19 protein-coding genes and 1 pseudogene are annotated in these 18,925 nt (G+C 71.6%); 11 read left to right on the forward strand and 9 right to left on the reverse strand.

Annotated features, from left to right (window positions below):
- Positions 1-188: 188 nt before the first annotated feature.
- Complete coding sequence (locus ACWDLG_RS40985) at positions 189-1,079, reverse strand: NAD(P)-dependent oxidoreductase (protein WP_449930406.1); 891 nt, start codon at positions 1,077-1,079, stop codon at positions 189-191.
- Entirely contained in the window at positions 1,076-1,678 is a 603-nt protein-coding gene (locus ACWDLG_RS40990) for a TetR/AcrR family transcriptional regulator (protein WP_449930408.1), read from the reverse strand. Before ACWDLG_RS40990 ends, ACWDLG_RS40985 begins: the two co-directional genes overlap by 4 nt.
- Before the next feature lie 204 nt (positions 1,679-1,882).
- On the opposite strand from ACWDLG_RS40990, the gene ACWDLG_RS40995 reads away from it, so the two are divergent.
- The 6 genes from ACWDLG_RS40995 to ACWDLG_RS41020 all read left to right on the forward strand — a co-directional run bounded on the left by ACWDLG_RS40995 (position 1,883) and on the right by ACWDLG_RS41020 (position 10,194).
- Entirely contained in the window at positions 1,883-3,499 is a 1,617-nt protein-coding gene (locus ACWDLG_RS40995) for an FAD-dependent oxidoreductase (protein ID WP_449930410.1), read from the forward strand.
- A 33-nt stretch (positions 3,500-3,532) separates the two neighbouring features.
- The gene (locus ACWDLG_RS41000; protein ID WP_449930412.1) at positions 3,533-4,753 is read left to right on the forward strand and encodes a cytochrome P450; all 1,221 of its coding nucleotides are present in this window, start codon (positions 3,533-3,535) and stop codon (positions 4,751-4,753) included.
- An 80-nt stretch (positions 4,754-4,833) separates the two neighbouring features.
- Positions 4,834-5,589, forward strand: a complete 756-nt coding sequence (locus ACWDLG_RS41005) for an HAD family hydrolase (protein WP_449930414.1) — start codon at positions 4,834-4,836, stop codon at positions 5,587-5,589.
- Entirely contained in the window at positions 5,586-7,976 is a 2,391-nt protein-coding gene (locus ACWDLG_RS41010) for a glycoside hydrolase family 65 protein (RefSeq protein WP_449930416.1), read from the forward strand. The genes ACWDLG_RS41005 and ACWDLG_RS41010 overlap by 4 nt, the downstream gene beginning before the upstream one ends.
- Positions 7,977-8,241: 265 nt before the next feature.
- Positions 8,242-9,030, forward strand: coding sequence for a glycerophosphodiester phosphodiesterase (locus tag ACWDLG_RS41015; RefSeq protein ID WP_449930418.1), 789 nt, complete (start codon positions 8,242-8,244; stop codon positions 9,028-9,030).
- Positions 9,031-9,219: 189 nt separating this feature from the next.
- A complete protein-coding gene (locus ACWDLG_RS41020) occupies positions 9,220-10,194 on the forward strand; it encodes an alpha/beta fold hydrolase (RefSeq protein WP_449930420.1) in 975 nt (324 codons plus the stop codon).
- 8 nt (positions 10,195-10,202) lie between these two features.
- Here the strand turns inward: ACWDLG_RS41020 and ACWDLG_RS41025 are convergent, their stop codons facing one another.
- From ACWDLG_RS41025 to ACWDLG_RS41040, 4 genes and pseudogenes are all read right to left on the reverse strand, one after another.
- On the reverse strand, positions 10,203-10,391 hold the full coding sequence (locus ACWDLG_RS41025; RefSeq protein WP_449930422.1) for a hypothetical protein: 189 nt from the start codon (positions 10,389-10,391) through the stop codon (positions 10,203-10,205).
- Positions 10,364-10,558: pseudogene (locus ACWDLG_RS41030) on the reverse strand (transposase); the annotation flags it as partial. The pseudogene ACWDLG_RS41030 and the gene ACWDLG_RS41025, both read right to left, overlap by 28 nt.
- A gap of 22 nt (positions 10,559-10,580) precedes the next feature.
- Entirely contained in the window at positions 10,581-10,985 is a 405-nt protein-coding gene (locus ACWDLG_RS41035) for a hypothetical protein (RefSeq protein ID WP_449930424.1), read from the reverse strand.
- Positions 10,982-11,347: a PadR family transcriptional regulator gene (locus tag ACWDLG_RS41040; RefSeq protein ID WP_449930426.1), complete on the reverse strand. Its 366-nt coding sequence runs from the start codon at positions 11,345-11,347 to the stop codon at positions 10,982-10,984. Before ACWDLG_RS41040 ends, ACWDLG_RS41035 begins: the two co-directional genes overlap by 4 nt.
- A 745-nt stretch (positions 11,348-12,092) precedes the next feature.
- Here ACWDLG_RS41040 and ACWDLG_RS41045 point away from each other — a divergent pair.
- The 5 genes from ACWDLG_RS41045 to ACWDLG_RS41065 all read left to right on the forward strand — a co-directional run bounded on the left by ACWDLG_RS41045 (position 12,093) and on the right by ACWDLG_RS41065 (position 15,031).
- On the forward strand, positions 12,093-12,740 hold the full coding sequence (locus ACWDLG_RS41045; RefSeq protein ID WP_449930428.1) for a hypothetical protein: 648 nt from the start codon (positions 12,093-12,095) through the stop codon (positions 12,738-12,740).
- 201 nt (positions 12,741-12,941) lie between these two features.
- Positions 12,942-13,385 carry a hypothetical protein gene (locus tag ACWDLG_RS41050; RefSeq protein WP_449930430.1) on the forward strand — a complete coding sequence of 148 codons (444 nt, stop codon included), beginning with the start codon at positions 12,942-12,944 and terminating at the stop codon, positions 13,383-13,385.
- A 459-nt stretch (positions 13,386-13,844) separates the two neighbouring features.
- Complete coding sequence (locus ACWDLG_RS41055; protein WP_449930432.1) at positions 13,845-14,153, forward strand: hypothetical protein; 309 nt, start codon at positions 13,845-13,847, stop codon at positions 14,151-14,153.
- Entirely contained in the window at positions 14,150-14,356 is a 207-nt protein-coding gene (locus ACWDLG_RS41060) for a hypothetical protein (protein WP_449930434.1), read from the forward strand. Before ACWDLG_RS41055 ends, ACWDLG_RS41060 begins: the two co-directional genes overlap by 4 nt.
- 234 nt (positions 14,357-14,590) lie before the next feature.
- Positions 14,591-15,031, forward strand: a complete 441-nt coding sequence (locus tag ACWDLG_RS41065) for a PaaI family thioesterase (RefSeq protein WP_449930436.1) — start codon at positions 14,591-14,593, stop codon at positions 15,029-15,031.
- Here ACWDLG_RS41065 and ACWDLG_RS41070 read toward each other — a convergent pair.
- The 3 genes from ACWDLG_RS41070 to ACWDLG_RS41080 all read right to left on the reverse strand — a co-directional run bounded on the left by ACWDLG_RS41070 (position 15,021) and on the right by ACWDLG_RS41080 (position 18,756).
- The gene (locus tag ACWDLG_RS41070) at positions 15,021-15,281 is read right to left on the reverse strand and encodes a hypothetical protein (RefSeq protein ID WP_449930438.1); all 261 of its coding nucleotides are present in this window, start codon (positions 15,279-15,281) and stop codon (positions 15,021-15,023) included. The two genes, ACWDLG_RS41065 and ACWDLG_RS41070, sit on opposite strands and share 11 nt — an antisense overlap.
- 316 nt (positions 15,282-15,597) lie before the next feature.
- Complete coding sequence (locus ACWDLG_RS41075) at positions 15,598-17,523, reverse strand: glycosyl hydrolase family 8 (protein ID WP_449930440.1); 1,926 nt, start codon at positions 17,521-17,523, stop codon at positions 15,598-15,600.
- A gap of 174 nt (positions 17,524-17,697) precedes the next feature.
- Entirely contained in the window at positions 17,698-18,756 is a 1,059-nt protein-coding gene (locus ACWDLG_RS41080; RefSeq protein WP_449930442.1) for a hypothetical protein, read from the reverse strand.
- Between the last annotated feature and the right edge of the window lie 169 nt (positions 18,757-18,925).

The following is an 18,925-nucleotide window of genomic DNA, read 5'->3' on the forward strand; positions in this document are numbered from 1 at the left end:
GCCAGGTGGCCGCTGCCCGGCACGCGCAGTTCCACTGGGGGAGGCCGCCGGCCGCCGTGCCCAGCACGCGCAGGCCCATCGCGGTGCTCTCGGTTACCCGGTGGCCAGGAAGCAGGCCGACATCTCCATCGAGGCCTCCACCGCCTGGTGGTCGGGCTTGTGCCAGGTGGTCTCCTCGCCGCGCGACTTCACGCGCCTGCGGGGAGGGGCCCCTGGTCATCGGATGCATTCGGGGCGAAGCTCGCGAAGTAGCTCGCCGCCATGTCGTCGTCCCCGTGTCCCTGAGCCTCCGCCCTCCTGAACCGCTCGCCCGCGGCCTCGGCCAGGTCCACCGCGACGCCCGCGCCCGCCGCCGCCTCGGCGATCAGCCGGGTGTCCTTCTCGGCGTTGCGCACGGTGAAGCTGGGCGTGTAGTCCCCGGCCAGGATGGCCTTCACCTTCGCCTGCAGGTACGGGTTGTCCATCGGCCCGCCGGTGATGACCTCGCCGAACAGCGCCGGATCCACGCCGAGCCCCTTGGCCAGCGCCAGCGCCTCGGCGACCACCGAGGTCAGCGAGATCCCGAAGCCGACCGTCGTGAGCTTGAGCCGGGTGGCCGCCCCCACCTCGCCGACCCACAGGGTCTTGGCGCCGATCACGGAGAAGACCGGCTCCAGCCGCTCGTCGGCGGGCCCCGCCGCGAGGATGACCAGTGTCCCGGCCTCGGCGGGCTGCCGGGTGCCCTGCACCGGCGCGTCCACGAACACCAGCCCGTGTGACCGGGCGACCTCGGCGAGCCGGTCGATGGCGGCGACGCCGACGGTGCTCATCTGCGCCCACACCTGCCCGGCGCGCAGCCCGGGCGCGGCCGCCGACATCGCCTCCTGGACCGCGTCACCGTCGTTCAGCATCGTGATCACGACGTCCGCGCCCGCCACGGCCTCGGCCGGGCCGGCGGCGACGACCGCGCCGTCGGCCTCCAGCGGCAGCGCCCTCTCCCTCGTCCGGTTCCAGACCGCCACCTCGTGGCCCGCCCTCGCCAGATTGCGCGCCATGGCCGCGCCCATGATCCCCGTGCCCAGCACTGCGACCCTGGTCATATCGAACTCCAATCGTGAATGAACAGTACAGAAAGCGTCAGTTCGACGACGGCCACCAGCCGCCGCCGGTCGGCGCCCGCCTTGCCCTGGACGCGCAGGCCCTGGATCGTGGTCACGAGGAGGTCGGCCATCGCGGTCACGTCGGCGTCGGGCGGCAGCTCCCCGCGCTCCCTGGCGCGGCGCAGCACGGCGGTGAAGGCCGTGGCGTTGCGGTCGAGCGCCCCGCCCGCCACCCTGCCGGCGACCGGGTCGGCGGGCAGCCGCTCGGTCACGGTGTTGGTGATCAGGCAGCCACGCCGCCCGGGATCGGTGACCGTGGCCTCCACCAGCGCGATCAGCACATCCCTTAGCACCTCGCGGATGGGTGCCGCGCTGTCCAGGCGGGCGGCGATGTCGGCGGAGGAGCGCTCGGCGTAGCGCGTGAGCGCCGCCTCGTACAGCCCCTCCTTGCTGCCGAAGGCGGCGTACAACGAGCCGCGGCCGATCCCCGTCGCCTCCACCAGGTCCTGGATGGAGGTGGCGGCGTAGCCCTTGCTCCAGAAGACGCCGATCGCCGCCTCGACCGCCGCGTCGGTGTCGAACTCCCTCGTTCTCGCCACGCGGCTCACTCTACCCCATATCTGGAACGCGCATTCAAGATTCCAGGAGTGGCTCCTGTTGACCATCCCCATCGAGCGCATCGATGCGGCGAAAATGCCCAAACGATGACTTTTCTTCACTTACCGCCAACGAAGCGCCGGGTAAGGAGGTGTCAGATCGGCCTGGGCGGCGGATGCCCGCCTGGAACGACGGGGGGAGTCGCCGTGCGCGTAGTCGTTGATCTCACACGCTGTCAGGGATACGGGCAGTGCGCCTTCCTGGCGCCGGACGCGTTCGTCATGCTCGGCCAGGAAGCGCTTCTCTACGACACCGACCCCGATGACGGCCAGCGCGAGCGGGTGCTCCAGGCCGCGGCCGCCTGTCCCGTGCAGGCCATCCACCTCGACCGGATGGCCACCCAGCACCGAACCGTGGACCCCGAGCTGTCACACCCGACGAGTGACAGCGACGGCAAGTTCAAGCGCAGCGGGCACATCGTCATCGTCGGCGCGTCCCTGGCCGGCGGCCGCGCCGCGGGTGTCCTGCGCAGGGACGGCTTCAAGGGCACCGTGACCCTGGTCGGCGACGAGCCGTACCAGCCGTACGACCGGCCGCCGCTGTCCAAGCAGGTGCTCAAGGGCATGGTCGACGCCGAGCACACCATGCTGCCCCACCTGCGGGAGATCGACGTCGAATGGGTGGCGGGAACCCCCGCGACCGGGCTCGACCTCGGCGCCAAGCAGGTCCGCCTCGCCGACGGCCGGACGATCGACTTCGACAAGGTGCTGATCGCCACCGGCGCGCGGGCCAGGCCGTGGCCGAAACCGGAAGAGGCCGCGCTCGACGGGGTGTACGTGCTGCGCACCCTCGAAGAGGCACGCCAGGTGCGGGACCGGCTGGCCGCCGGCGTCGGCAGGGTGCTGGTCATCGGCGGCGGGTTCACCGGATGCGAGGTGGCCTCGGTCTGCCGCGACCTCGATCTGCCCGTCACCCTCGTCGAGGCCGGGCAGGCGCCGCTGCACGGCTCGATGGGTGAGGTGATCGGCGCCGTCGCGGCGGACATGCAGCGCGAGGCGGGCGTCGACCTGCGGTGCGGGGTCACCGTCAGGGCGCTCGAAGGCGACGCCGCCGGCCGGCTGGTGGGGGCGGAGCTGTCCGACGGCAGCCGGGTCGAGGCCGACGTGGCGGTGGTCGCGCTCGGCGCCATCCGCAACGTCGAATGGCTGCAGGGCTCCGGGCTGGCGGCAGGACCCTGGGGCGTGGCCACCGACGCGGGCTGCCGCGCCTTCGACATCAACGGCCTGGTCACCGACGACGTCTTCGTCGCCGGTGACGTGGCGCGCTTCCCGCACCCGGTCTACCACTACCAGTTCATGGCGCTGGAGCACTGGGGCAACGCGGTCGCCCAGGCCGAGATCGCCGCCCACAACATGCTCAGCGACCAGGCCCACCGCTGGCCACACCTGTCGCTGCCGGTCTTCTGGTCCATCCAGTTCGGCGTCAACATCAAGTCGGTCGGCGTGCCGACCGTGGCCGACGAGATCGCGATCGTGCAGGGCTCGGTGGACCGGCGCAGGTTCGTCGCCGTCTACGGCTTTCGCGGCAGGATCACCGCCGCGGTCACCTTCGACCAGGCGATGTGGCTGGACTTCTACCGGGACCAGATCGAGCGGGCCGCGCCGTTCCCGCCGGAGGCCCGCATGGTCGGCCGGACACAGGAGGTGCGGCCGGTGCCCGCCGGGGTCCCGCAGCGGCTGGCCCCGGCCGAGGGCGCGACGGTGGTGGTGACCGGGCACGACCCGGCCGAACGCCGCGTCACGCTCGTACGGCATTCGCAGTAGCACCCTCGAACGACAAGACAGGGAGGCACCTTCGTGGCGCCGGCAAGCATTTACGAGCAGATCCTCCAGTTCGCCAACCGGGCCGACCCATACACGCTGTACACCGAACTCCGCAAGACGCCCGTGGCGCGCCAGGAGGACGGCAGCTACGTCGTCAGCACCTACGACGCGATCGTCGCGCTGCTGCACGACCCGCGGGTCAGCTCCGACGCCGAGAACCTGAACGAGCCGCCGCCCACCGGCGGGCTGCCGCCCTCGTTCATCATGCGCGATCCGCCCGAGCACGACCGGCTCCGGAGCCTGGCGATGCGCCATTTCGGACCGCCGCACTCGCCGCGCGTGGTCGACAACCTGCGCGGGGACCTCCAGCGGATCGTCACGGGCCTGGTCGACGGCCTCGACGGCCGCACGCGGGCCGACGTCGTCGACGACGTCGCCTACCCCTTCCCCGTCACGGTGATCTGCCACCTGCTCGGCGTACCGCGCGAGGACGAGCCCCGCTTCCACACCTGGGCCACGGCGATCGTGGAGAGCATCGGCCCCGGCGAGGGGGACGCGGAGGAGCGGGAACGGCGCCACCAGGCCGCCAGGCTCGAGCTCGGCCGCTACCTCGGCGAGCTCGCCGAGGCCCACCGCCGCGATCCGGGTGACGACCTCATGTCGGGCCTGGTCACCTACAGCGGTCCCGAGGGCTCGATGTCGGACGTCGACGTGATGGCGACCTGCGCGCTGCTGCTGCTCGCCGGGCACGAGACCACGGTCAACCTCATCGCCAACGGCATGCTCACCATCCTGCGCAACCCGTGGATGATCGACCGGCTCCGCAAGGAGCCCGAACTGATCATCCACACCGTCGAGGAGTTGCTGCGCTTCGAGCCGCCCGTGCACTTCCTGCCGCAGCGCGTCGCCTTCGACGACATCACCGTCGCGGGCGTCGACATCCCCAAGGGCTCCTCCATCATCCTGGCGCTCGCCTCGGGCAGCCGCGACCCCGCGCACGTGCACGATCCCGACCGCTTCGACCCGGACCGCCCCTACATCCAGCACCTCGGCTTCGGCGGGGGCATCCACCAGTGCTTCGGCGCGCCGCTGGCCCGGCTCGAGGCCCAGATCGCCCTGCGCGAGCTGGTGAGCCGGCTGGTCAACCCGCGGCTGGTCACCGACCCGCCGCCCTACCGTCCCAGCGCGGTACTGCGCGGGCCGCGCCACGTCGAGATCGACTACGACCAGGTCCTGCCGTCGCAGCAGCCCTGAGCGGGCCGGGCAGCCGCCGGCCGCCCGGCGCGGAAGGGGATCACGCCACGGGGGCCGGAGGCGGGGAAACGGGGAATGCGGTGAAGGGAAACGACCTGGGACTGCCCGGCGGCGTGCGGGCGTGCCTGTTCGACCTGGACGGCGTGCTCACCCGGACGGCCACGGTGCACGCCGCCGCGTGGGAGGAGATGTTCGACGGCTACCTGAGAGAGCGGGCCAGGGCGCGCGGCGAGCCGTACGTGCCCTTCGACCCGGTGGCCGACTACGACGACTACGTGGACGGCAGGCCCCGCGCCGACGGCGTCCGCGCCTTCCTCGCCTCCCGCGGCATCGAACTGCCCGAGGGCAGCCCCGACGACCCGCAGCGGGCCGACACCGTGAAGGGGCTGGCCGACAGGAAGAACGTGATCCTGCTGCGCAAGATGAAGCAGGACGGCGTGCGGCCTTACGAGGGGTCGGTGCGCTACGTCAAGGCGGCGCGGGAGGCGGGGCTGCGCCGCGCCGTGGTCTCCTCCAGCGCGAACTGCCGCGACGTGCTGGTCGCCGCGGGCATCGAGGACCTGTTCGAGGTGCGTGTCGACGGGCTCACGGCGGAGCGGGAGCACCTGGCGGGAAAGCCGGCGCCGGACATGTACCTGGCGGGCGCACGGGCGTTCGCGATGGACCCGGCCGGCTGCGCGGTGTTCGAGGACGCACTCGCGGGAGTGGCGGCGGGCCGGGCCGGCGGCTTCGGGTTCGTGGTCGGCGTCGACAGGGCGGGCCAGGCGGCCGAGCTCAGGGCGCACGGCGCCGACGTCGTGGTGAAGGACCTGGCCGAGCTCCTGGAGCACCCGTGATCAGCCATGCCGCCTTCCCCACCGAGCCGTGGTGCCTGCGCGCCACCTACCTCGACCTGGACGTCCTGGCCCACTACGAGTCGCTGTTCGCGCTGTCCAACGGCCACATCGGCTGGCGGGGCAACCTCGAGGAGGGCGAGCCGCACGGCCTGCCGGGCTGCTACCTCAACGGCGTCTACGAGCTGCGGCCGCTGCCGTACGCGGAGGCGGGCTACGGCTACCCCCAGTCCGGCCAGACCGTCATCAACGTGACGAACGGCAAGCTGATCCGGCTGCTCGTCGACGACGAGCCGTTCGACGTCCGCTACGGGGAGCTGCGCTCGCACGAGCTGCTGCTCGACCTGCGCGCCGGGGTGCTGCACCGCCGGGCCGAATGGGCCTCGCCCTCCGACGACGTGGTGCGCGTGTCCTCTACCCGGCTGGTGTCCTTCACGCAGCGCTCGGTGGCGGCCATCTGCTACGACGTGGAGACCCTGGCCCGCCCGGTGCGGCTGGTGGTGCAGTCGGAACTCGTCGCCAACGAGCCGCTCCCGCCGCCCGGCGGCGATCCCCGGGTCGCCGCCGCGCTGCAGGCCCCGCTGCTCGGCCTGGAGCACGGCGCCAAGGACGCTCGCGCAGGGCTGCTGCACCGCACCAGGGAGAGCCGGCTGATCGTCGCGGCGGGCATGGACCACGTCGTCGAGGGGCCGGACAACGTGCTGGTCAGCGCCGAGAGCGGGCCCGACCTCGGCCGGGTGACGGTGACGGTGTTCCTCAGCCCGGGGGAGCGGCTGCGCCTGGTCAAGTTCGTCGGGTACGGCTGGTCGGCCGCGCGGTCGGAGCCTGCCGTACGCGACCAGGCGGCCGCCGCGCTCACCGGCGCGGTGCAGACCGGATGGGACGGCCTGCTGGCCCAGCAGCGCGCCTACCTCGACACGTTCTGGGGCAACGCGGACGTGCAGGTCGAAGGGGACGGCGAGGTCCAGCAGGCGGTGCGCTTCGCGATGTTCCACGTGCTGCAGGCCGGCGCTCGGGCGGAGGGCAGGGCGATCCCGGCCAAGGGGCTGACCGGGCCCGGCTACGACGGGCACAGCTTCTGGGACACCGAGGCGTACGTGCTGCCCCTGCTCACCCAGGTCCTGCCGGACAGCGCCGCGCACGCGCTGCGCTGGCGGCACTCCACCCTGCCGCTGGCCATGGAGCGGGCACGCCAGCTCGGCCTGCGCGGCGCCGGCTTCCCGTGGCGGACGATCAACGGCGAGGAGTGCTCGGGGTACTGGCCGGCGGGCACCGCGGCCTTCCACATCAACGCCGACATCGCCGACGCGGTCGTCCGCTACGTCGACTGCACGGCGGACGAGGACTTCGACCGCGGGATCGGGCTCGAACTGCTGGCGCAGACCGCGCGGCTGTGGCGGTCGCTGGGGCACCACGACGCCCAGGGCCGCTTCCACATCGACGGGGTGACCGGACCCGACGAGTACAGCGCCATCTCCGACGACAACGTCTACACCAACCTGATGGCCCAGCAGAACCTGGTGGCCGCCGCCGAGGCCGCGGGCCGCCATCCCGAACGCGCCCGCGAGCTCGGCGTCGACCAGGAGGAGATGGCCGGCTGGCGCGACGCGGCGGAGGCGATACACGTCCCCTACGACGCCACGCTCGGCGTCCACCCCCAGGCGGCCGGGTTCACCGGCCACGAGGTGTGGGACTTCGCGGCCACCACCGACGAGCAGTACCCGCTGCTGCTGCACTTCCCCTACTTCGACCTGTACCGCAAGCAGGTGGTCAAGCAGGCCGACCTGGTGCTGGCCATGTTCCGGCGCGGCGACGCCTTCACCCCCGAGCAGAAGGCCCGCAACTTCGACTACTACGAACGGCTCACCGTCCGCGACTCCTCCCTGTCGGCGGGCGTCCAGGCGGTGCTCGCCGCCGAGGTCGGGCACCTGCGGCTGGCCTACGACTACGTGGCCGAGGCCGCGCTGATGGACCTCGACGACCTGGAGCACAACACCCGCGACGGGCTCCACATCGCCTCGCTGGCGGGCAGCTGGATGGCCCTGGTCAACGGCCTGGCCGGCATGCGCAGCCGGCGCGGCGGGCTGACCTTCGCGCCGCGCCTTCCCGACGGGCTGTCGCGGCTCGGCTTCACCATCGTGATGCGGGGGAGCAGGCTGGCGGTGCGGGTGGACCAGGGCAGCGCCACCTACACGCTGCTCGACGGCGACCCGCTGCCCCTCCTGCACCACGGCAAGCCGATCACGGTCGCCCACGGCTCGCCCGTCACCTGCCCCGTTCCGGCGCCGCCGCCGGCGACCGCCGCGCCCCGCCAGCCGCGCGGGCGCGAACCGGCCCGGCGCCGCCTGCGGCCGGCGGAGGGCGCCTCCTCCATGACGGCCGCCACCTGAGCACGCGGCCTGAACGTCTGGCGGTAGGCCGTCGGCGAGGCCATGCAGAAGATCAACGTGGCCATCCTCAACCCGGTCTTCATGATCCTGTTCATGGGCGGCCTGGTGGTCCCGCCACCGGTTCGTTCGGCTGCTTCGTGTGGGCGCTGATCGTCCACGCCCGGTCCCGCGGCTGACGCCCGGTGCTTGATCGCGGGTCAGCGGGATCACTAGGCTCCCGCCACGTAGATCGTCCGTTGTGCCGAACGATTCCCCTGGGTGGCAGATGACGAAGCGCAGGACCGGCGTCGCGTTGGCGGCCGCCGGGCTCGTGGCCGGTTCCCTCACCGGCGCCCCGCCGGCCGTCGCGGGCGCGCCGGCCTGCCCGCTGGTCTTCGGGCACGGCGGCTACCCCCACGACCCGGCCGACATGGCCAAGGACCAGGTCCGCCAGCCCAACAGCGGTCGTGCCGTCGACGACCAGAAGTCCTGGGGTGCCGCAGGCGTCGAAGCCGACGTCCAGCTCACCAGGGAGGGCACCAAGGCGGTGATGTGGCACAACACCTCCACCAACGGCCTGACGGGGACCCGGCGCGACATCACCGACATCTGGTGGGCCTACGGGAGCGACAACCTGCAGAGCCGCCGCGTCTCCCGCGGCCCCTACACCGGCGAGCGGGTGTACACGCTGCGGGAGTGGCTGGACCACGTGGCCGCCAGGAACCTGGTCGCCCTGCTCGAGATCAAGCCCGAGACCAAGGCCGTCCTCACCTCCGGCCACGCGGCGCGCGGATGGAAGGAGATCTCCGACCCGATCGTCGAACGGCAGGGCAGGCAGCGGATCCTGGTCTACTCGACCGACTCCTGGATCCAGGGCGAGCTCGCCAGGCGCCATCCCGGGCTGCTCAAGGGGTCGGCCGCCCGGTGGACCGACAGCGTCGGATGGGACGAGCCGCCACCGGACTGGCGCGGCAACACGGCCCGCTGGCAGGCCGTCCTGAACCAGGCCCCCAAGAGCGTGATGACCAACTACACCAAGGACTACCGGGCCTGGCTGGCCGGACGGTGCGTCTAGAGCCGCCGGCCGCCCGCGCCGGCCACCGGCGCGGCCGGCCCGGGGCCCGGGACCGGCCCTGGGACCGCGCTCCCACGGCCGCGTCGTCCTGCCGGAGGAGAGGGCGGCGGCGGCCGGGGCGCGGGTCGTAGCGGCGGCTCCGTCTGCGCGGAGGAGGTGACGGGCGGGCCGCGTCCCTAGGTTCGAGGCATGACGCGTGGAGATGCGCCGGCGGCACGGCCGCGGCGGCGGCTGCTGCGGCGGGGCGCCCTGTGGGCCGCGGGCCTGCTCGTGCTGGCCGTGAGCGGGGGATTCCTGTACGAGACGGTCGCCCGGCAGGGCGACGCCGCACGCCACCGGATGCCGGGACGGCTGGTCGACGTCGGCGGCCACCGCCTGCACCTGCACTGCACAGGGACCGGCGCGCCCACCGTCGTCCTGGAGGCGGGCCTGGCCGAGTCGAGCGCGAGCTGGGAGCCGATCCAGCGGCGGCTGTCGGAGGGCAACCGGGTGTGCTCCTACGACCGGGCCGGATACGCGTGGAGCCGGCGGAGCCCGTCGCCGCCGACCGCCGAGCGGGCCGCCGAGGACCTGCACGCGCTGCTGGCCGCCGCGGGTGAGGCGGGTCCCTATGTCCTGGTCGCGCACTCCTTCGGCGGCAACAGCGTGCGGATCTTCGCCGACCGCCGGCCGGAACTCACCGCCGGCCTGGTGCTGGTCGACGTCACCGACGAGACGGCCGCCGGGGCGATCGAGGTCTCCCGGCCGCTGCTGGCCGTCCAGTTCACCGCCTACCAGCTCGCCGCCCGCCTGGGCCTGCTCCGGCTGTTCGGCGACGCTTTCGTGCCGGCCTCGGCCACCGGGGCGGCTCGCGAGCACGCCGTCGTCGTCTACGGCTCCGGCAGCATGGCGGCCGCCCGGGCCGAGGCGTGGGCGGCCGCCGACGGCGCCGCACAGGTGCGCGCGACGGTCCGGCCGCGGGCGTGGGGCGACCTGCCGGTCGTGGTGATCTCCCCGTCCGGCCAGGAGGCGACCGCTACGGCACGCGCTGCGGACCTCGCCGCCCTGTCGACGCGCGGCCGGCTGGTGGTCGCCGACACGGCCGACCACTACGTGCACATCACGCGGCCCGGCCTGGTCCTCGACGCCGTCCAGGAGGTGATCGCCGCGGCCCGTACGCGGTGAAGGGAGGGTCAGGCGGAGGTGGGCAGGATCCAGGTGCTGCCGGCTACTCGGCGCAGGCCAAGGTTGAGCAGACGGCGGAGGTTGAGCGCGGCCATGCGGGTGCGCAGCCACCAGTGGGCGGCGGCGGTGTCGCGATGGTGCAGACGGCGGCAGCGGCTTTCAGGCCCAATCAGCCAGGCGATGGAGCGTTCGACCATGGGCCGGTGCTGCGGTTCTGGGCTGGTGTGTCGCCGGGAATCACCCGAACGCGGGCTTTGGCGAGGATGCCCAGGCCCATGTAGCGGCGTGCTTCGACCCACTCGTCGGTCTGCTCGGCCAGTACAGCCCCGACCAGCCGGATGATCGCGGCCCGGTTGGGGAAGATCTGCTCGCCTCATCTCACGCCTTCAATCGCTTGGTGGCACGGCGCCAACTCTCCTCCGCGACGGAAACGGGCTGCGGCGGCGGCCCCAGGTTAGTTTCACCGTTCTCTCGAGCGTGAGAGTAGCCAGCCCGGGGTCGCTTCTCCGGAACCTTGCGCCTCTTCGTAGGTCTCGGAGGTGATCCCAGACGCGAACCCCCGTGCCGGCACCTAGGAATCCGATGGCCGTGAACAGCTTGAGCAGCTTGCCGGGCCGCGAGTCGATCAGCGCGATCAACTCCTCGGCGCGGACCTGCGCGCGTATGGAGTCCCGATACCGAAGGTAAGCGGACCAGCGGACGAGCCTCTTCGCCAGCCACGGCGAGACGTCGCACATCTCGTTGACGATCAGGCCCGCGACGAAGGCGAATATGATCTCCCAGCCGCTCAACGAGCTCCTCCGGCCAGTAGCGTGTTCAGCCAGGCGAGCGGCGCGAAGCCGAGCGCCGGGCGGGTCGTGAGCGCGGACGGGCGGCGCTGGGCCAGGAGAGCGCGGGCGGCGGGCACACCCTCGCCGGTCAGCTCGTAGAACCGGCGACGCGGGCCGGGCTGGTCGTCGGCGAGTTCTTCCCATCTCCCCTTGACCCAGTGGGCGTCTTCGAGCCGGTCGAGGACCTTGTAGACGGTGGGACCGGCGCGGCCGGTGGCTTTCATGATGGCCCAGCCGTGCATCTCCTCACTCCGTTGCTGGGCCTGAACCAGCACTTCGAGGACGTCCAACGTGGGCTGTGTGACTCGTTCAATGCCCGCCATAGATCTATCTTACCTAGATGAAATAAGGTATTGCTGACGACGACTCCTCCGGGATGCCGTGCAGCTCGCCCTGCCAGACCAGGGCCTCCATGCCGGTGACGAGGCGGCCGTGACGTTCCGCGGCATCCTCGGAAGCCTCGATCCCGCGCAGGACGAGCCTGGCGTGGGTTGCCGCCCTTGTACGCGGTGATCGCGGCAAGCCGATAGCCGTCAGCCTCATCCAACGTGCGCCTCTTCGATGGGGGCGCGGCGCGGCTCAGACGTCTACTCGGGATGGGGTCTTCGGCGTCCAGGTGCACACGGTGGTCTGCGGCCAAAGCCATCAGCTTCCGCCGCGCCCCCGGCACCGCGCCCGCGTGGCTGGCCGTACGGCGGCGCCGGCTGGCCTGGCCGGTACCTCGAACGCCGTGGAGAAGGTCCCGTCAACCTGGCCCCGGTACACACAGGCTCGACCGCCGCCCGAACCGAGTCACGTCCAAGAACGGGAAGCCCATACAGGCGTGCACCAAGGAGGGAGAACTCGGGGCTTACAACCGCACTCATGACGACTGAGGGAAGGCCCGCGAGGAACGACGCGGACAGACACCCTCGCAAGTCCCAACGCGGCCCATAGAAGGAAAGTTCACGGCGGAGCAGCATGACGACCACGCTGCGGCCCGCCCATCCGCCCTGCTGCGCTCCGAGCCCGGCGGGCGCTTCCGACCCGTCTGCGACCGTGGCGGATACCGGGTGCGACACTTGGCCGGTGGACGAGGGGCTGGGCGTGGCTGTGGGACGGCTTCGGGAGGTGTTCGCCCGCTACCCGCGCCGGGCGGTCCTTGACGGGTGTCCACACTGTCGCGGTTCGGTGCGGGTGGATGAGCATGACCTGTTCGCACTGACGATCAGCCTGGGGAACACGGTCGGGACCGACGACGACGTGAAGAGTCTGCTGCCGTTGCTGCTGGAGCGGCTCGTCACGGGAAACGAGCTGTACCCGAGTATGGTCCTGGGCCTGCTGGTCCGGCTGGGCTGGCGGGCCTGGCCCGCAGCTGAGCGGGAGGCTGTCGACGGCTACCTCATGGCGGTCTGGCGGTCGCTGTTGGCGAAGTATCCACCGCAGGTCGGCTCGTTTGGCGACACGGCCGAATTCCTCAGCGTGGTCGGCGAGTTCACCGACAGCGTGAGCCTGTTCCTCGACGATTGGGACGCCATTCGCGGACCAGCGGCAGACCGTCATCTCGCCGACCTGGTGACCGGGTGGGTCAGAGGAGTGCATCTGCCCGCCGCGGTCCTCACCTGGCTGCATCGCGACCGGGTCAGAGAGCGCCTGTACAGCGCATTTGAGCGTGATCACGACACGCCGTGGGCCGATGACCTGGCGCGAGCTTACGATGTGCTCGCCTGGCGATGAGCATGCCGGAACCTGGGATGCCGCACAGCGTCGGCCCCATCGGCACTCTGCTCCATGTGAGGCAAGAGCTCCGAAGATCGGCTGCTTAGCGGATTCCCATCCTGTGCAGTGAGATGCCCCCCGCGTGAGGGAGGCGGATCCCCTTGCCGGGGGAGACCCGTCCGGTGGACGTCGCAGCACAGTGGTAGCCGAGGAGGAGCCATGAGGATTGCGTATGCGGCGATGGCATGGACCGGCCTGTACGTGGCGTCGAAGGTGTCGTACGCCCTGGATGGGCGGCTCGGCGTCACGGGCGGGCCGCGCGTGTCGCCCGACAGCTACCAGGTGTACGGGCCTGGGGAGGTGGCGCTGGCGCAGTGGGCCAACGCCGGGAGCGCGCTGCTCATCATCGCGGTCCTGATCATTGGCCGGCTCAGCCTGCCGGGGCGGTGGCCGCGCAGGATCCTGCTCGCGCTGCATTGGCTGGTCACGGCGATGGCAGCCGTGGGCGGCGTCGGCATGCTGGGCACCGGGCTGTTCACTGACCGGGGCGGCGCGCTGTTCGGCGGCTACTGTTCGGTGTGGGCCGTCCTGCTGTTCCTGAGCACGCGCGAGCTGCAGCGCCGCCCGACGCGCGAGCTCCCGTTGCGGGCGGTGCCCCGATGACCTCCGCCGAGGACGGGCCGGCGCCGGCCTGGAACTCGTGGGCGCCGCGCGCGGTGCTTGCCTGAGCCTTGCTGTACGGCACGCTCCAGGCGCACTGGGCGTTCGTCGACAGCCCGCCACAGATGTCTCCGGTAGGCGTCGATCTGATCGCTTTCTCCGGGTGGAAGGCGGTCGTGCTCTGTCTGGCCGCGGTGGCGGTCACGGTCGGGCTCGCGCGGCTGCGGCGGTCGATTGTGGCCCGTCGCGTCCTGCTGGCCGGGGCGTGGATCGTGAGCGGGGCGTTGATCGTGGCCGCGGCCCTGTTCCTGCTGGACGTGGTCGGTGGGCTGCTGCCCGGCATCGGCGTGCGGTTCTTTCCGTTGGGCTTCCTCAGCCGTACCGCGTGCCTGACGGGAGGAGCGCTGGTAGCCGCTGTGGCCTTGATGCACGCGCGGCGCCTGCGCGGCGGTTGCCTCGCCTGTGGCCGCACGACGGAGGTCGCGCGGGCACGCGCCGAGGTGGGCGAAAGGGGCGGCCTACGCCGCCACCGCGGGCTGCGCGGTTCGGGTCATCGCCCAGCTGGTCGTGGGCTTCGACAGCGCAGGGCTGGGCGTCGGCGTCTCGTTGGTGCTGTTCGAGGTCGGCTTCGTGCTGGCGGGCACGGTGCTGCCGTGGTCGCTGGTGCACGCCTGGGGCAGGGTCTTCCCTGGCTGGGTGCCGGGCGTGGTAGGCCGCTCTGTTCCGCGCTGGCTGGTCCTGGGCCGGCCGCCGGGATATCCATCGCGATGACCGTGCACTTCGGGATGATCCTTACCAAGATGCTGGGCACGCTGGTGAGCGGCGCGGATGACCTCGGCTTCGGCCAGGGGCTGCCTGACCGGTTCTACTGGGTTTCTGTTCCCATGTACTGGCTGTGGGGGGTGGCTTTTGGTATGGCCGCCATCAGCTACGCCCGCCGCACCCGCCCTCACCGCCGCCGGTGCGACCGCTGACCCCTTCACCGAGCCAACGCGCATCCTGGGCTCCGGGCTCAAGAGGTCCCGGAGTCGGGAGCATGGCTACCCATGCCGAGTCACGGCGGTAGGTGAAGAGGCTCGGCCGTCAGGGCAGTCGGGATCACGTGGCGGGATGATGTCGATCTCCGGACCGCTCGACCGCGAGGGTCTGCGCCAGGGCCAGACCGCGGCGATTCGTACCGCTCCTATTCTGGCCTCTCGTTAGTACCTATGGCCGACGTTGAGAATGGAGAAGCATTGCCCACCATAGAGATCGCCCGCAAGGTCTTGGCGGCCCAGCCGTTCAGCGCTCTACTGGGCGCACGGCTGGTCGCCTTCGGCGACGGAAAGGCAACCTTGGAGCTGGACATTCGCGACGACCTGCGCCAGCAGAACGGTTTCCTTCACGGTGGAGTCCTGGCCTATGCCGCAGACAACGCCTTGACCTTCGCCGCCGGCACTGTGGCCGGCGCGAACCTGGTCACCTCCGGGTTCACCATCGACTATCTGCGGCCCGCCGTCGGCGCGATGCTGCGCGCACGCGCGCATGTCGTCCGCGCCGGCCGGACCCGCGTCGTCTGCCAGTGCGAGCTGTCGACCGTGGGCCCTGATGGTCTCGAGACCCTGTGTGCCGTGGCGCAAGGCACCATCGCAGTTCCGGTCAGCTCGTAAGCGCGTCGGCGAAGGGCGGTAAGGAGTTGAGATCAGTGGGGCTGCGGCGTGTCGCGGTCGGTGAACCTGGGATGATCAGCAACAGGAACGGCAACTCCACGCCCGCCATGGCTATGGCGGGCACCCAGCCGGACGTGGTCATCATCAGCCGGATCCCGCCGACGACCAGCACGACCGCGAGTCCGAGCGCCACGGCCGAGCGGCGGGTCAGGTTCATCGCCACCGCGGCCTTGACGGCCCCGAACGCCACGGACAGTGCGCTGATCCCCAGCTCCGCCGCCCCTCGCCGTCGGCGAGCCACTGCTCGAGACAGCGCTCGCGCCGCGCCTTCCCGGGCAGGATCGCGGCGGCTGTGACGATGATCTGGCGCGGGGCCCGCTGGATGGCCGGACGCGCAGCTCCCGACGTGGTCGTCCACCACGCCGTGCCCGCGGTGCCGGCGGGCAGCAGGAACCGCAGCGGCGCCGGCCGGAGCCGGCGACTGACGGCGGGTCCGGCCGGGGCCGGCGTGGGTGGGGCCGGTGCGGGCGGAGTGCGGGGTCACCCACACCGGCCGGGGTCGGCCGTCAGGGGACCCAGTGGTTGCCGGTCACGGTGATCATGACCTGGAGCTGGATGCTGGCCGCGAAGTAGCTCTCCGAGTCGATCAGGGTGGCGACCATCTTGTTCCACAGGGAGTCCAGCCAGGCCTGGCTGCCGGAGTCGGTCATCGCCGCCACCGCGAACGGGGCGAAGTAGGCGGCGTCGCTGCCGCTGGAGATCTGCGCGCCGTTGAGCCGGTAGCCGATGGCGATCTTGCCGGGGTCGCCGCCGGTCTTGCTCCTGATCCAGGAGTTGAGCTTGCGGGCCGCCGCGAGCGACTTGGCGTCGCCGCCGGTCACCGCGTCGGCGCCGATGCGCCACGGGACGCGGCAGGAGTTCCACCAGTAGTAGCCGTCGTTGACGTGCTCCAGGACCTTGCCCGAGGCCGGCTTGGGCGTGGTGTTGGTGTTGACCACGAAGTCGGGCAGCAGGCCGGTGGCCGAAGCGTAGTTCGCCTGCATCGAGGCGATCAGGTTCTGGTGCGCCGTGCGCACGGTGTCCCAGGTGGCGTCACCGGTCGCCTTCCGGAAGGCGCGGAAGTGGTCCACCATCCAGTCGGAGGCGCGGGAGACGTAGTACCGCTGGTCGCCCGAATCGGCCCAGTCGCCCAGCTTGAGGAGGTTGGTGGACGGGTTCAGCTCGTCGCGCTTGATCGCGTTGATGTGCCTGATCGCGAGGTTGCGGTAGTTGTAGGTGCCTGAGCTGCCCCACTGGCGGTCGGCCAGGAGCAGGCCGTAGGCGACGTCCATGTCGCCGTCGGTGGCGGCGTCCCCGCCCTCGACGCTCTGGCAGGAGGTGTCCTGCTCGGCGGCCAGCAGGTCGGGGTTGATGGACGAGGGGTGGTCCAGCATCCACTTGACCAGCCCGTCGAAGATCTTCTTGGCGTCGGGGTCGGCTCCGGCCATCGTCGCGGCGATCACCATGCCGTAGCCCTGGGCCTCACCCACGTAGGGGTGGTCGGCGTCGGGGGAGATGACCTGGTACCAGCCGTTGCCGCAGTTCTGTCGGACGAAGGCGGCCTTCCACCGCCGGTAGTAGTCGATCACCTTCTGGTCCAGCGTGGCCTGGTCGCCCGAGGGGCGCAGCATCCCCGCGGCGTAGGGGATGGTGTGGCTGCCGAAGGGGACGGCGGGTCCGCCCTGGCTCGCCTGGGTGGTCGCGGTGATCGCGGTGCTGGCCGGAGAGGTGTTCCCGGCGGCGTCGCGGGCCTTGACGGTGTAGGAGTAGCCGGTCGAGGCGCTCAGCCCGGTGTCGGTGTGGGTGGTGCCCGTGGCGGTGGCGACCCGGGTGCCGTCCCGGTAGACGTCGTACCCGGTGACGCCGACGTTGTCGGTGGCGGCGTTCCAGGCGAGCGAGACGCTGCTGGAGGTGGTGGCCGTGGCGCGCAGGCTCCCGGGGGCGGTCGGGGCCGTGGTGTCGCCGCCGCCGGTGTTGCCGTAGACCTCGAACTCCCACAGCGAGTAGCCGTAGGGCGTGCCGCGGGTCGTGCCGTACAGGCGGATGTAGCGGCCGGTGCCGGTGACGGTCAGGTCGTCGACGGCGCCGTCGCCGGTGCTGGTGGAGTAGGCGTCGGTCCAGGTGGAGCCGTCCGCGGAGGTCTGGATCCGGTAGGCCTTGGCGTAGGCCGCCTCCCAGGTGAGCCGGACCCTGCTGATCGTGGCGGCGGCGCCGAGGTCGACGCTGATCCATTCGGGGTCGTGGCCCTCGGCGCTGGCCCAGCGGGTGCCGGTGTCGCCGTCGACCGCCAGGCCGGCGCCGAAACCGCTGCCCTCCACGGAGGAGGAGGTGGCCGGCTTGCCCTGCGACAGCAGGACGTCCGCCCGCGCGGTGGCGGCCGCTGCCGGGGGTGCTGACAGGATGGGGTGGACGAGGAGGGCGGCCAGGGCGGCGGCTCTCAGACGAGATGTCATGCGCGGGTCCTCCAGGGGGATAGTTAGGAAGACTTCCTAACTAACGCCGCAGGGTAAGGTCCTTCCGGCGCGCGCGCAAGACCCAAGCGGCGATTCGTCCAAGACCCGAGGTCACGGCAGGCGACCAGGGTGGGCGGGCGCGGAGGCACCCACCCGCCCACCTGGAGGCCAGGGTCAGCGCCAGATGACGGCCTGCGTGTTGAGGCCGGTGTTCCAGTGGTAGTCGATGAAGCCGGCGATCCAGCCCTGGTTGTTGATGTCGAAAGCTCGGGAGGAGTCCACCCTCACATCGGCGGGCAGCGGCAGGGTCCGGGGCGGGGCCGTGGGGCCGGCCCACAGGGTGGCGAAGCCGTACACCTCGCCGGCCTTGATGGAGGAGCCGACGATCTGGCCGCGGTCGTTGATGGCCTCGGCGCCGGCGCCTGAAGCGTCGGCGGACAGGGGAAGGGGCGTCATGGAGGAGCCGTCCCAGAAGAAGCCGCGGCGTCGGCCGTCGGCCGTGTCCGAGTTGCCGACCACCTGGCCGAGGTTGTTGATCGAGCTGGGGGAGCTCATCCCGCCCAGCGTGCCGAGCTCCCGGCCGGTGCCGTCGTGCCACAGGTACGCCCGGTACGTCGACAGCGGGAAGCCGCTCTCGTCCACGATGTAGTTGTCGGCGCCCACCACCTGGCCGCTGTCGTTGACGGCGTTGGCCGTCAGGCCGGGACGGCGGTCGATGACGGTCTTGACGTCACCGGACAGCAGGAAGGCGCGCTGCTCGGCGAAGCCGGGGGTGGGGGCGAAAGTGCCGATGATGTGCCCGCGGGCGACGTCCGCGCCGCAGAAGCCGGGTGCGCCGTGCGCCCCGAGATCGGTCATCGTGCCGTTCTGCCACAGGAAGGGACTCCACTCACCCGAAGGCAACTCGCTGCAGCCGACGACGCGGCCGTCGTCGTCGACGTCGGAGGCGAAGCTGGTCCCGCCGCCGAGCGTGCCGAGGTCGGTCATCTTGCCGTTCTTCCAGAGGAACGCGTGGCTGAGCCCGGACTCCACCGGGCTGTCGCCGACGACGTGGCCGTGGTTGTTGATACCGCGGGCGATGCTCCACGTGCCGCCGAGGGTGCCGAGGTGGACGGCGCGCAGGGGTGCCGCTGTGCCCGCCGCCGCGGCGTGCGGAGAGGTGATCGACGCTAATGACGTGGTCGCGGCCAGGGCCACGGCCGTCGCTGTGAGACGGCGGAGGTGTCGGCGCATGCTGAAGGTCCCTTCGGGAGGGGCGGGAGGGGGTCGTGATCACCGTAAGGCCGCTCTCGGCCGGCATTTCTCACGAAGTCCTTACGCCCTGGAGCGCACCGGTCGCCCGGTCGGGCGTCACATGAGATCTACTTTGTAAAGGCGGCTGGCCGGATGTGCGAAACACCCG

The sequence above is a fragment of the Nonomuraea sp. NPDC003727 genome, assembly GCF_053586935.1.